This window comes from Janthinobacterium agaricidamnosum NBRC 102515 = DSM 9628, from assembly GCF_000723165.1.
In the GTDB taxonomy this organism is placed as follows: Bacteria; Pseudomonadota; Gammaproteobacteria; order Burkholderiales; family Burkholderiaceae_D; genus Janthinobacterium; species Janthinobacterium agaricidamnosum.
In genome coordinates this window covers 1,066,074-1,078,710 of sequence record NZ_HG322949.1, presented here as the reverse complement: position 1 = coordinate 1,078,710, position 12,637 = coordinate 1,066,074, and the positions used below count along the sequence as shown (strand labels likewise).

General features: G+C 59.8%; 11 protein-coding genes and 1 pseudogene. 4 read left to right on the top strand and 8 right to left on the bottom strand.

Annotated features, from left to right (window positions below; translation table 11 throughout):
* Positions 1 to 47 precede the first annotated feature (47 nt).
* Genes GJA_RS04605 through GJA_RS04595 form a run of 3 tightly spaced genes read right to left on the bottom strand, consistent with a single transcriptional unit; the run spans position 48 to position 1,867 of the window.
* Positions 48 to 608, bottom strand: coding sequence for a TetR/AcrR family transcriptional regulator (locus GJA_RS04605; RefSeq protein WP_051780294.1), 561 nt, complete (start codon positions 606 to 608; stop codon positions 48 to 50).
* A 59-nt stretch (positions 609 to 667) separates the two neighbouring features.
* Positions 668 to 883, bottom strand: a complete 216-nt coding sequence (locus GJA_RS04600; protein WP_038489229.1) for a hypothetical protein — start codon at positions 881 to 883, stop codon at positions 668 to 670.
* Positions 884 to 937: 54 nt separating this feature from the next.
* Positions 938 to 1,867, bottom strand: coding sequence for a LysR substrate-binding domain-containing protein (locus GJA_RS04595; RefSeq protein ID WP_038489226.1), 930 nt, complete (start codon positions 1,865 to 1,867; stop codon positions 938 to 940).
* A 175-nt stretch (positions 1,868 to 2,042) separates the two neighbouring features.
* On the opposite strand from GJA_RS04595, the gene GJA_RS04590 reads away from it, so the two are divergent.
* Positions 2,043 to 3,077 (top strand): polysaccharide deacetylase family protein, encoded by a 1,035-nt coding sequence (locus GJA_RS04590; protein ID WP_051780292.1) that lies wholly within the window; start codon positions 2,043 to 2,045, stop codon positions 3,075 to 3,077.
* A gap of 9 nt (positions 3,078 to 3,086) precedes the next feature.
* Here GJA_RS04590 and GJA_RS04585 read toward each other — a convergent pair whose 3' ends face one another.
* Entirely contained in the window at positions 3,087 to 3,578 is a 492-nt protein-coding gene (locus tag GJA_RS04585; protein WP_051780289.1) for a hypothetical protein, read from the bottom strand.
* A 119-nt stretch (positions 3,579 to 3,697) separates the two neighbouring features.
* On the bottom strand, positions 3,698 to 4,735 hold the full coding sequence (locus tag GJA_RS04580) for a LacI family DNA-binding transcriptional regulator (RefSeq protein ID WP_038489223.1): 1,038 nt from the start codon (positions 4,733 to 4,735) through the stop codon (positions 3,698 to 3,700).
* A 201-nt stretch (positions 4,736 to 4,936) separates the two neighbouring features.
* Between GJA_RS04580 and GJA_RS04575 the strand changes: the two are divergent.
* Positions 4,937 to 6,175, top strand: a pseudogene (locus GJA_RS04575) (malic enzyme-like NAD(P)-binding protein); the annotation flags it as partial.
* A 93-nt stretch (positions 6,176 to 6,268) separates the two neighbouring features.
* Here GJA_RS04575 and GJA_RS04570 read toward each other — a convergent pair.
* Complete coding sequence (locus GJA_RS04570) at positions 6,269 to 7,240, bottom strand: glycosyltransferase family 9 protein (protein ID WP_051780286.1); 972 nt, start codon at positions 7,238 to 7,240, stop codon at positions 6,269 to 6,271.
* Positions 7,241 to 7,503: 263 nt separating this feature from the next.
* On the opposite strand from GJA_RS04570, the gene GJA_RS04565 reads away from it, so the two are divergent.
* Entirely contained in the window at positions 7,504 to 8,667 is a 1,164-nt protein-coding gene (locus GJA_RS04565; protein ID WP_169803235.1) for an O-antigen ligase family protein, read from the top strand.
* Here the strand turns inward: GJA_RS04565 and waaF are convergent.
* Positions 8,664 to 9,722 carry a lipopolysaccharide heptosyltransferase II gene (gene waaF, locus GJA_RS04560; protein ID WP_038489217.1) on the bottom strand — a complete coding sequence of 353 codons (1,059 nt, stop codon included), beginning with the start codon at positions 9,720 to 9,722 and terminating at the stop codon, positions 8,664 to 8,666. The genes GJA_RS04565 and waaF overlap by 4 nt on opposite strands.
* The gene (msbA, locus tag GJA_RS04555) at positions 9,719 to 11,446 is read right to left on the bottom strand and encodes a lipid A export permease/ATP-binding protein MsbA (protein ID WP_038489215.1); all 1,728 of its coding nucleotides are present in this window, start codon (positions 11,444 to 11,446) and stop codon (positions 9,719 to 9,721) included. Before msbA ends, waaF begins: the two co-directional genes overlap by 4 nt.
* Positions 11,447 to 11,641: 195 nt before the next feature.
* Between msbA and GJA_RS04550 the strand changes: the two genes are divergently transcribed.
* Positions 11,642 to 12,598 carry a glycosyltransferase family 2 protein gene (locus GJA_RS04550; RefSeq protein WP_242404449.1) on the top strand — a complete coding sequence of 319 codons (957 nt, stop codon included), beginning with the start codon at positions 11,642 to 11,644 and terminating at the stop codon, positions 12,596 to 12,598.
* Positions 12,599 to 12,637: the final 39 nt, after the last annotated feature.

Below are 12,637 nucleotides of genomic sequence, written 5' to 3'. Positions count from 1 at the left end.
GCGTCAACGCATTTTTTAGTCGATCGACAAAGAAATTACCTCCAGCACTATTTGCCAGTGATACGAGGCCACACGCTCATGGCCATATCGATCAGCTGCGTCAACTGAGCGGCGCTGGCGCCGTCGCGCGCGCGCAGCGCAATCGATTGCTGGATGGCGGCATAGAACATGCCGACCTGTCCGGCATCGGCGGTCGCGGCGATTTCGCCGTCATGCTTTGCCTTGTCAATCCGTGCCACAATCTGTTGTTCGGAGCGATGGCGCAGCGCGCGTAACTTTGCCGTCACCGGATCGGCTGCCCCGCCTTCGATGGCGCCCAGGTTCACCAGGCAACCGCCCGGACCGGCGCTTGCCTGCATCAGTCTGGCGCTGGTGCGCAACATGACCTCGATGCCGTCGCGGGCCTGGGCATGCTGCTGCAATGGTCCCCAGATCTGACTGCCGACGGAGCGGCAATACAGTTCGACGACCTCGTTGAACAAACGTTCTTTCGAGCCGAATGCGCTATAGATACTGGCGGACTGGATACCCATGCAAGCGACCAGGTCGCTCATCGCCGTAGCTTGGTAGCCTTTTTCCCAAAACAGCAGCATGGCTTTGTGCAGCACGGTATTCCTGTCGAACCCCGCAGGACGGCCTCTCGCAGACATCGTTGATTTCCTCTTTTTTATGTATGGCGCATTTTAGAGCAATCGATGCCGCTGCAGCATTTGCCAATCAGGTTCAATCGCCATGCAAGCTGCCAGGCCAGTTCGGGAACGAAGAGTCCCGCCGCCGCGCAGCCGTCGGCATTGCCGGGAGCCTTGATCCACAGCTGCATTTCGGCTTGCCCGCCGGTCAGGTGCTCGACCGGGCCATTGCCGTTGCGGCTGCTATCGACCACATACGAGCGGGTATAGGGGTATAGCCCTGCTGGCGGTCACGCCGGCCCGGCACTCTAGCCGGTCTTGCGGAAATAGTCTTCCCCTTGTTGTAACGCCATGTGCTCGACCTGTACACGCACCTCATCGATAAACGCGCCCAGCGCCGCTTTCAGCGAACGTCCCTTTCTCCAGCGCAATGCGGCCAGCCGGGACAAGCCGGCCTGGTCGATGACCGCCACATCCAGGCCGCCCATGCCATGCACCGCCAGCGCACCGGCAATCGTCGTGATGGCGGCGCCATTGGCGCTGCCAGCCAGCCGCAGCAGCGTGTCGACGTTGTCGGCTTCCATGCGCAAGTCCAGCGTCACGCCGGCCTTGGCGAAAAACTGGTCGATTTGGCGACGCATCGCGAAGCCGGGACGCAGCAAGCCCAGCGGATAAGCGGCCAGCTCGGCTGGCGCCAGCCGCCGGTGACGCAGGGCCGTGCCGATCAGCAGCAGCCGCTCTTCGAACAGTTGCTGCTGACAAATGCCGCTGCTGGACAGATTGGAAAAGGACAAGCCGATATCGATCTCGCCGTCGATCAGCGCGCGGTCAATGCCGGCGCCGGTCAATTCCACCACCGAGATGAATAATTGCGGGTAGCGGCCCAGCAAACGCGCCATCGCCGGGATCACCAGGCTGCGCGCATAACTGGCGATGGCGCCGACGCGCAAGCGGCCGCGCACGAGGTCGCCACGCGACTGGATCGATTGCAGGCTCAGGTCGAGCTGTTCCAGCAGCGGACCGACCTCTTCGCACAGCAGCGCGCCGGCCGGCGTCAGCGCGACGCCGCGGCCTTTTTTTTCCAGCAGCGGCGTGCCGGTCACCCGGGTCAGTTCGCGCAAGTGCTGCGACAGCGCCGGCTGCGTCAGGTTCAGCGCATTGGCCGCCCGGGTTACGCCGCCCAGCCGGGCCACCATGATGAAACTTCTCAGCAGGCGCAGGTCGGCCAGTTGTCGCATAAATTTTCCTTATGTATTGCGTCTTGATAGATCATTTTACGTTGCAATTAGACATCGCCATAATCGCTCCTTGATTATTCGATAGCCAATTTATCCGGCTTCGTCAGCCGGTTGATCATCGGCTGGCTCAGCGGCGGCCACCACCATTTACCTTCACCCACCAAAGGAAACCACGATGAACGATCAAACCATTCTCAACCAGCAAAACAAGCCGGCGATCCAGCCATCCCGCCGCCAATTCCTGGCGCGGGCCGGCGCCAGCCTGCCGCTGCTGGCGGCCGGCGCGGCACTCGGCGCATCCGCTGGCGCAGCGGCGCAAACGCCAGCGCCTTCAGGTCTGGCGGCAAGCGCTGGCGGCCCATTCTGGCCGGATGGCATCCGCCTGCCGATTTCGATTTCGATGCAGTTCGAAGCCGGCGGCCAGCCGCCGAAGGGCACCGACAGTCCCTTCCCGAACATCGTTTTTCCGGCCAGCATGCCATCCGACCCGGCCACCAATACCTGGTTCGCCTACGGTTACCGCGAAGGCATCCCGCGCATGCTCGACTTGTGGGACAAGCACGGCGTCAAGGTGACGTCGCACATCATCGGCGAGGCGGCGCGGCGCCATCCCGAACTGGCGCGCGAAATCGTTGCGCGCGGCCATGAGGCGGCTGACCATGGCCTGCGCTGGAGTGCGCAGTATGCGATGAGCCGCCACGAGGAAAAGAAGTTCATCGCCGATTCGCGCGACCTGCTCAAGGCCATCACCGGCCAGACTCCGGTCGGCTATAACTGCAACTGGCTGCGGCGCGGCCCGAATACGCTGGCGCTGTTGCAGGAACTCGGCTACCTCTACCATATCGACGATATCAGCCGCGACGAACCGTTTATCGAACAAGTCAACGGCAAGGATTTCGTGGTCGTCCCCTATACGCTGCGCAATAACGACATCCTGCTGATCGAGGGACGCAATTATTCGCCGAGCCAGTTCCTGGAACAGATCACGTTCGATTTCGACCAGCTCTACGAAGAGGCCGGCACGCGCCGGCGCATGATGTCGGTCAGCGCGCACGACCGCATCAGCGGTGCGCCGCACATGGTCAAGGTGTGGGACAGTTTTTTGCGCTATGCAAAAAGCAAGCCCGGCGTCGCCTTCCTGCGCAAGGACGAGATTGCACGCTACACGCTGACCAGCCCGTTGAGCCTGCGCGAAAGCGAAACCATCTGACGCCTTACCTTATTGCCGTAAATGGCGCGGCTCGGCGGCCTCCTGGCTGCACGCTGGCGGCGTAAAAAAGCGCCGTGGCCCGAACAGGAATACCGCCGCGGCATACAGGCCGGCCAGCGGAAATTTCACGTCTTTCATCAATTGATGGAAGATGGCGATCGAGACGTCGCGCGTCACCGGAATCTCGGTCCGCCACTGGCACAGCGCGTCGTGCACCAGGCTGGCGTGGTAAGTGGCCGGCAAGCCCAGGTGCTGGGCGCCATCCGGCGTGCCGAGATAAAACAGACCCAGCACGCTGAAACACGGCGAGCAGCCATCCCACGCATAACCGGCCCTGATGCGGATATTGCATTCGTGGATGGTGACCCAGTCGTTTTCAAATTCGATGCCTTGCAGCAGCGGCGAACAATAACCGTAATCGCTGGCCAGCGCATAGCGCCAGGAATTGCCCGGCATGCCGAAATGTTTCGGCAGTAATTGTTGCAGTGTTTTTTGAACCACGTTCCACTCCCGGATAGCCGCTTGACCTTAATCAATATGAAACAGATTAGAACACAGTCTATTCAATTGTTGGCATACGGATACAAAGAGAGCGAAAGATCAAATCAAGTGCGGCGGGCTCAAGATCTGGGGCAAGACCGTGGCGCCGCTGTCGATTCGCGCAGCACGATTTCGGGTTTCAGGCGCACGTCGAGCACGGCGCTGCCGGGGTTGTCGATGGTTTGCAAAATCAGCCGCGCCGCTTCGGTGCCGATGCCGTGGTGGCGGATGCGGATCGTGCTCAGCGGCGGCCGTATCATGTCCATGTACGGCATGTCGTTATGGCCGACCACGGAAATGTCTTCCGGGCAGCTCAGGCCCAGTTCCTTCAAGGCATCGTAGCAGCCGATCGCCACCAGGTCGCTGCCGCACACCACCGCCGTGGTCCGCGGCGACTGGCGCAGCAATTCCAGCAACGCGGCCTTGCCGCATTCGCGCGAATAACCGCTGCTTTCAAAGACAAACGCTTGCGACGGATCGAGTTCGCTGGCCTGGATCGCCGCCAGGAAACCGAGCCGGCGCACGTGGCCGGTCGACAGGTTTTCCGGGCCGGCGATGTGGGCGATGTGGCGATGTCCCAGCCCCAGCAAATGTTCCACCGCCAGCCGCATGCCGTACACGTCGTCGCTGACGACGCACGAGGCGATGCCGGTTTCGTCGCTGCGGTTGACGGTCACCACCGGCACGTTCTGGCCGATGCACATCTTGATCACCGGATCGTGGCGCCGCGCCGTGGCCAGGATCAGGCCGTCGACTTGCTGGCCCAGCAAGCGGTTGATGACAAACAGTTGTTCTTCCTCGTCGGCGCCGACATTGGCGACGATGGACAGGTAGCCATGCTTGCGCAGTCCCTCTTCGATGCCCAGCAGGATAGGCGGGAATACTGCGTTGGTAATGTCGGGCAAGACCACGCCGATGATGTGCGACTTGCGCGTGACCAAGGTCGACGCGGCGCGATTCGGCCGGTAGCCGAGCCGCCCCGCTTCGGCCAGCACCCGTTTTGCCACCTCGGCGCTGACCATCTGCCGGGTTTCCGGGTTCATCACGCGCGACACGGTCGAAAAATGCACGCCCGTGGCCCTGGCGACATCGCTTAAGGTGGGAATTTTGTTGGACATGGAATTCTCTGATGGCAATGTCGCGATTTTAACGCACTCGCGGGTCCGGGAACAGCAAACGCTTGCACGACCAAAGTCCGCACAGTTATAGCATTCTTATAACAAGCTACGGAAATCCGTACTTGACAGCGTGCAAGCGCTTGCATACCATGCTTTCGACTTACCACTCACCCCGGTCCCGCGACCGCTCTGCTCATCCTTATGTCTACCTCTGATACCACGCAACAAACCTTGCCATCCGCCGATCTGTCATTAAAAGAAGCCGCGCTGGCTTATCACGCCTTGCCGCGCGCCGGCAAGCTGTCGGTCGTGCCGACCAAGCCGCTGGACGACGCGCGCGCGCTGACGCTGGCATATTCGCCGGGCGTGGCCTACGCCTGCGAAGCGATCGTCGACGATCCGCTAGCGGCCGGCCTGTACACATCGCGCAGCAACCTGGTGGCGGTGATCACCAACGGCACCGCGGTGCTGGGCCTGGGCGATATCGGCCCGCTGGCCAGCAAACCTGTGATGGAAGGCAAGGCTTGCCTGTTCAAGCAATTCGCCGGCGTCGACGTGTTCGACATCGAACTGGCCGAGAACGATCCGGACCTGTTCATCGATACCGTGGTGCGCATGGAGCCGACCTTCGGCGGCATCAACCTGGAAGACATCAAGGCGCCGGACTGCTTCTACATTGAGCAGGAATTGCGCAAGCGCATGAAAATTCCGGTGTTCCACGACGACCAGCACGGCACCGCGATCATCGTCGCGGCCGGCATCCTGAACGGCCTGGAACTGGTCGGCAAGCAAATCGGCGCAGTGCGCGTGGCGGTGTCCGGCGCCGGCGCGGCGTCGATCGCCTGCCTCGACCTGCTGGTCTCGCTGGGCTTGAACAAGTCGCTGCTGAAAGTGTGCGACAGCCAGGGCGTGATCTACCCGGGCCGCGATGCGAATATGGAAGAGAACAAGGCGCGCTACGCCAACGACACCTCGGACCGCAGCCTGGCCGATGCGATGGTCGGCGCCGACATTTTCATCGGCGTGTCGAAAGGCGGCGTGGTGCAGCCGGCGATGGTCGCGTCGATGGCCGAACGTCCATTGATTTTCGCGCTGGCCAATCCGCATCCGGAAATCTCGCCGGAACACGTGCATGCAGTGCGCAGCGACGCGATCGTCGCCACCGGCCGTTCGGATTACCCGAACCAGATCAACAACGTGCTGTGCTTCCCGTACATCTTCCGCGGTGCACTCGACGTCGGCGCGACCACCATCAATGAAGAAATGAAGCTGGCCTGCGTGCGCGCCATCGCGGCGCTGGCCAAGGAACCGCTGCCGGGCGAAAGCCACAGCGCGCTGAATCCGCTGCAACTGATCCCGTCGCCATTCGATCCGCGCCTGCGCGCCCGCGTGGCGCCGGCAGTGTCGCTGGCGGCAATCAACTCGGGCGTGGCGACCCGCGCGCAACAGCCGGCCTGACATCAGGCACGCGCGAACCGAGCTTGAAGAAACTGTCCGATCAGGTGTTGCCTACCTGATCGGACAGGGTTGACGTCATACCGTCGCTTCGGCGTCGCCAGCCAGCGCCAGCGGCGCCGTGGCCTGATGGCGCCAGGCCAGTACCGCCTGCTGCACCCGTGCCGGTATAATAGCTTGCATGCAAGAACAGGTATTCACGTCGAGACATTTCCCGCACTTGTTCTCGCTTTCCATCGATGCCGCGCGCTCGCCCAGCGCCCCCCAGCGCGTAATATCAATTGGCTTTATCGGTGGAAACAGTCCCAGCGTGGGCCGGCCCAGCGCCGCGGCAATATGCAAAGGTCCGGTACCGCTGGCCACCAATCCGTCACTGGCGCCTATCAGGGCAAGCAAGCCGTCCAGGTCAAACTTGCCGCATAAATTCGTCACGTTTGGCAGTCTCAGCAAAGCCGTACCATGCGTCGCCAGCCATTCTCCTTCGGCCATGCTGCCGGTAATCCATACATGAATTCCCGCATCGGCCTGCAGCAGCCGGGCCAGTTCGGCGTAATGCGCAATCGGCCATTCGCGGCCGTTGCCGTTCGACTTGGGATGCAAGACCAGGTTGAATGGATGGTCGTCGAACAGTGCGTCAACCATCGCATTGGACGGCGCCGACAAGCCATAAAAAGCCGGAATGCGATCGAGCGCCAGATCGGATTTGATGCACAGTCCTTGCAGCAACTTCAAATTAAGTTGAGTTTCATGCAACATCGATCTGGCGCGGCTAAAATGCGCCAGCTTGTTACAAAAGAACCAGTGATACAGACGATGGCTGGTGGCGACGCGGTTGAGGATGCCGGCCTTTTTAGCGGCTTGGGCAAGTTGACGCTTCGGAAAGGCGAACACCACGGTGTCGGCGCCGGACGCCGCAAAATAAGCCTGCGGATCATCTTCCAGCGATTCGACCGTGACGACATGATCCACAAAACGACAATGACGCACGACTGGGGCGGCATAGGCGCGGCATAAAAAATCGATGCGCACGCCGGGATATAAGTGCTTCAAATATCCCGCCAATGGCAATGTCAAAACGACATCACCTATATTGTCGGTTCGGGAAATAATAATATGAAACAATTGTATCGACATTCAAGCCTAGTAAGTTCGGTTCTATATAATACACAGTCAACGGCCTGTCCTTGGCACTTTTGAATCAAATAAATTTCGATCTAATCAATCAAATGCACAACAATAACAAAAAGACATGGCAATTTGCCTCTGCAGTCGTATTCTTATTCCCTATACTATGTTTTGCCACATCATTCGGCATGGCATTGACGCAAGTTATCATTTTGCTTACTGCAATCTTGCTCGCGCATCGCGGCATGGGCCGATTCTACGCTAATCATTGGCCGGCAATCGTGTGGATAGTCACGGGTTTTGCCGGCTATTTTCTGCTTTCACTGATACGTGTATTGTTCGACACACAATCTGTGCATTGGCTGGACGGCCCTTCACGGCTACTGTTCGGATTGAGCTGCATCGGTTTTGTCGGCTTCCTCAAACCAAGCATCCGCTCTTTTTGGCTAGGTATTTGCCTTGCAGCAATCGTCGCTGGAATTATTGCTTTAGTTCAATGCGGCTGGCTCGGCATGGAGCGTGCCGAAGGGTTCACCAGCCATGCGATTACTTATGGTGACTTGGCGCTCGCCACCGGTTTGCTGGCACTGTGCGGCTGGCCGGAATTTCGTAAAAGCAAAATTTCCTGGCTGCCTTGGGTCGCCTTTGCTTTCGCGCTCATCGCATCGATATTGTCGGGTTCGCGCGGCGGATGGGTAGCGCTGCCGTTTGCCGTGATTCCCTTGTTGCGCCACCATCGCATCCGCTATCAAAAAGCGTTGCTATATGGAGTTTTATCGACTGTGGCATTAATCGTGCTGTTGCTCCTTGAGAAAAACAGCACCGCGGCGCAGCGTATCGCCATGGTCTTCAGCGATGTGCACGGCTATTACGCCAACAATCAAGTCGCCACCTCGGTCGGCACACGCCTGGAACTCTGGAAAGCATCGTGGATGATGTTCAGCGACCATCCCTTGCTCGGAGTGGGACGCGGCGTATTCCAGGAGAGCCTCTATGCATTGTTGCATCAAGGCCGGCTGCAAGAGTCGATGGCCTTGGCTTATAGCAGCAGCCACAACGATGCATTGCACTTCCTGGCCACTGGCGGCCTGGTCGATTTCAGTTTCTTGTTGTTGATGTATTTCGCGCCACTGGCCTTCTTCACTAAAGCCTTGCGCAGCGATAACACGGAGCTGCATTCACCGGCACTGGGCGGCGTGGTGCTGGTGATTTGCTTTATGATATTCGGCTTGACCGACGTGATGTTCTGGCTGATGGTTCCGAAAAGCTTTTATGTGATGATGCTGTGCATCCTCGTCGGTTTTTGCCTGACCGGCAAATCGACGACCACGGCTAACGGCCAACCAGCTTAAAAGCCGGCGGCCGGCACTGTCGCCGGCGCCGCTTCCAGCAAGGCGCCCAGCTCCAGCCACACCATGCCGGCCCCCATCTGCTGCATGCAATTCTGGTGTCCCAGCGGACATTCGCGCTGCCGGCACGGCGCGCATTCGAGACGCAGCGACAGCGCCCGCGAGCGGTCGGAAAACGGCGGTGCGTGATCCGGGTCGGTCGGACCATACAGGGCGATCACCGGCCGGTTCAAGCTTGAAGCAATATGCAGCAAGCCGGAATCGTTGCTGACCACCGCGCCTGCCTGGGCGATCAAGGCCACCGCTTCGGCCAGGCTGGTGGCGCCGGCCAGGTTGGAGACACCTGGCCGCCGCATCATCGCACAAATCTGCTCACATACTTCCCGGTCTTTTGGCGAACCCAGCAAAACGATCTGGGTGGCGCTGTCGGCTTGCAGCGCCAGACCGGCCAGTTCGGCAAAATGCGCGGCTGGCCAGCGTTTCGCCGGACCGAATTCGGCGCCGGGCGCAAACACCAGCAATGGCCGCGTCAAGTCCAGCCCCAGCCGGGCGCAGGCCGCGGCTTTCTGCGCCGGCTCTACCAGCAGCTTCGGGCGCGGCACGCCAGACGGCGGCAGCGGCCCGGGAACACCAGCCAGCGCGGCGTAAAACGCCACCATCGGCCGCGGGCTGTTCTGCTCGTCGTGATGCATCACATTGATCAAGCCATAGCGGCTCTCCCCCTTGTAACCGACCCGGCGCCGAATGCCGGCCAACCACGGGATCAGCGCATATTTCAATGTATTGGGTAAGATATACGCGTCGGCGTAAGCGCGCAGGCGCAGCAGGCGGGCGAATTTCCAGCGCTCCCGGAGTTGCAGCGCGCCATGCCGGAACGGCGTTTCCAGCACCTGGTCCACTTCCGCCATCTGGCGCCACACCGGCGCCACGCCGGGCGGCGCCAGCACATCGATCGGCCGTCCCGGCTGCTGCGCGCGCAGCAATTGCAGCAGCGGCTGGGCCATGACGGCGTCGCCGATCCAGTTCGGCGAAATCACCAGCGTGCGCGCCCCTGTCATGCGCCGTCCTTGCTGAACTGCAAGCGATACAGATTGGCGTACATGCCATTATTAGCCAGCAATTCCTCATGGCGCCCGATTTCAATCACGCGGCCCCGGTCCATCACCGCGATGCGGTCGGCGCCTTCGATGGTCGACAGGCGATGCGCGATGACCAGGGTGCTGCGGCCAGCCATCAGGGTTTCCAGCGCCGATTGCACTGCGCGCTCGGATTCATTGTCGAGCGCCGAGGTGGCTTCATCCAGGATCAGGATAGGCGCATCCTTGTAGATCGCGCGGGCGATCGCCACGCGCTGGCGCTGGCCGCCCGACAGCCGGCCGCCGTTTTCGCCGATCATGGTGTCCAGGCCGTTCGGCAATGCCGCTACCACCTCGTCCAGATGAGCCGCCTTGACCGCCGCCGCCAGACGTTGCGGATCGACACTTTCGACGCCATAGGCAATATTCGCACCCAGCGTGTCGTCGAACAGCACCACATTCTGGCTGACCATCGCCAATTGTTCGCGCAGGCTGGTCATGGTCAGTTCGTCATAGGCAATTCCGTCGAGCGATATGCGGCCCGAATCGGGCGCATAAAAACGCGTGACCAGGTTGACCATGGTCGACTTGCCGCCGCCCGAAATGCCGACCAGCGCCAGCGTTTCGCCGGGAGCGATTTCCAGCGACACATCGCTCAGCGCGGGTTTGCCCTGGCCGGCATAACTGAAGTTGACATGTTCAAACTTGAGATGGCCGCGCGCGCGCTGTATTACCTGGGTGCCGGGATCGGCTTCAACCGGCGCATCGATCATCTCGAAGACGGTCTCGGCCGCCGCCATGCCACGCTGCAACGGTCCATTGACTTCGACCAGGCTTTTCAGCGGCGCCAGCAACATCAGCATCGCGGTGACAAACGAGGTGAACTCACCCGACGTGATGTTTTGCGACATCGCCATCACCACCACCACCGACACCGCCAGCGATGTGGCGATCTGGGTCACCGGTGCCGTTGCCGCGAAGGCCACCGTCATGCGCTGCGAAAAACCGCGCAAGGATTCGCTGCGCTTCTCGAAACGCTCGCGTTCATAGCGCTCGCCGGAAAACACCCGTATCACCTGGTGACCGCGCGCAGCCTCTTCCACCACTTGCGTCATTTCACCGGTAACGCGTTGATTTTCACGGTTCAGGTTGCGCAGACGTCCGGTGGTGGTGCGCACGATCACCGTGGTCAGCGGCACGATCACCAGCGCCACCAGCGTCAGCTTCCAGTTCAGGTAAACCAGGTAGCCGAGCAAGGCCACCACGGTCAAGCCGTCGCGCAAAAAAGACAGGAATACCGAATTGATCATGTCGACCACCTGGCGCACGTCGCCGATGACAGTATTGATCATGGTGCCGGTCGATTTATCCTGGAAGTTCGATACCGGCAAACGCAACAGGCGTTCGAACATGGCGCGCCGTAAATCGTTCAAGACCCGGCTGGTAACCCAGTTATTCAGGTAGGCGATGGAAAACGTAAAAATGCCGCGCATGCCAAACACGGAAATCAGGATCAGCGGCACCCACCAGGCGTTGAACGGTACTTTATGGTCGCCAAAACCATTGTCGATCAGGTATTTCAACGCATCGGACAGCATCGGCTGGGTAACTGCGGCGCCGACCATGGCCAACAAGGACCAATAGGCGCGCGCCTGATATGGCTTGACGATTCGTAGCAAGCGGCCAATGACAGCACTATTTTCCATTCAATTTCTTTCACAATCAGGCCGCAGCCGGTTTTATCGGGAAGTCCCTGGCACATTGCACACCACACACCCACGCCAGGTGCGAACCTGGCGCGGCACGCTGGCCGCTATCATCTATCGTTAAAAGGGAGTCGGAAATGCATTAGTATGTAGCATGTACTTTTTGGGGCGTATCCCGCAGACCGAAAAATAGCCTTGCACCACGAAGAACTTTCACGGCGATTGATAGTATTGAGTTATGATTCATTGCTTCTTGTAAGCATTTTTGCCAAGGTCACCCACTTGTTCAGTAACAACACCATGCAGCAAGCAATCACCATATCGCTCGTCATCACCACTTACAACCGTCCCGACGCATTAGCGGCGGTAGTGGAAGCGTGTTTTTTGCAAAGTGACCAGAATTTCGAAATCATTATCGCCGATGACGGCTCGACCCACAACACACGAGCTTGTATCGAGCAGTTGAAACAACGCTCGCCTGTGCCGCTGCGCCATATCTGGCAAGCCGATCTGGGTTTCCGTGCCGCGATGGCGCGCAACAAGGGTACGCTGGCGGCGAGCGGCGAGTATATTGTGTTTCTGGATGGTGACTGCATTCCGCAAAAAGATTTTGTCGCACAACACAGGCGTCTGGCGACGCCAGGTTACCTGGTGTCGGGCAGCCGTATTTTGCTGAGTCCCACATTGACAGCGCGCACCCTTGCGCATCAGGTCGACTTGCACACGCTGGGTTTATTAGAAAAAATCAAATACCGCCTGCAGGGCGATATGAACAAGATCCTGCAATTGCTGTTCACCTGGCCCGACATGGGACGCCGCAGCAGGAATTTTTCCTGGCGACGCATTAAAAGTTGCAATTTAGCGATCTGGCGTAGCGACCTGGACTTGGTCAATGGCTTCGATGAAAGCTTCCTCGGCTGGGGCCATGAAGATTCCGACCTGGTGGTGCGTCTGTACAATGCGGGCGTGATGCGCAAGGATGGCGCTTTCGCCACTGAAGTATTTCATCTTTGGCACAAGGAAAACCAGCGCGATCACGAAACCAGCAACCGCAAAGTGGTATTGCAGCGCGCCGCCGATAAAACCATCCGCGCGACGCGCGGCTTGCTGACCGAAACGGCGATCGAGCCGGAAGCCGCCCACGCCGGCTAAAAACCTGTCCCGGCATAGCCGGGCCGCACCAGAGTCCCC

What these genes read in the sequence shown, in the direction of transcription:
- GJA_RS04595 (WP_038489226.1), bottom strand. Translation starts at nt 1,867, where the DNA reads ATGCGACAACTGGCCGACCTGCGCCTGCTGAGAAGTTTCATCATGGTG.
- GJA_RS04590 (WP_051780292.1), top strand. Translation starts at nt 2,043, where the DNA reads ATGAACGATCAAACCATTCTCAACCAGCAAAACAAGCCGGCGATCCAG.
- GJA_RS04580 (WP_038489223.1), bottom strand. Translation starts at nt 4,735, where the DNA reads ATGTCCAACAAAATTCCCACCTTAAGCGATGTCGCCAGGGCCACGGGC.
- GJA_RS04565 (WP_169803235.1), top strand. Translation starts at nt 7,504, where the DNA reads ATGGCATTGACGCAAGTTATCATTTTGCTTACTGCAATCTTGCTCGCG.
- waaF (WP_038489217.1), bottom strand. Translation starts at nt 9,722, where the DNA reads ATGACAGGGGCGCGCACGCTGGTGATTTCGCCGAACTGGATCGGCGAC.
- msbA (WP_038489215.1), bottom strand. Translation starts at nt 11,446, where the DNA reads ATGGAAAATAGTGCTGTCATTGGCCGCTTGCTACGAATCGTCAAGCCA.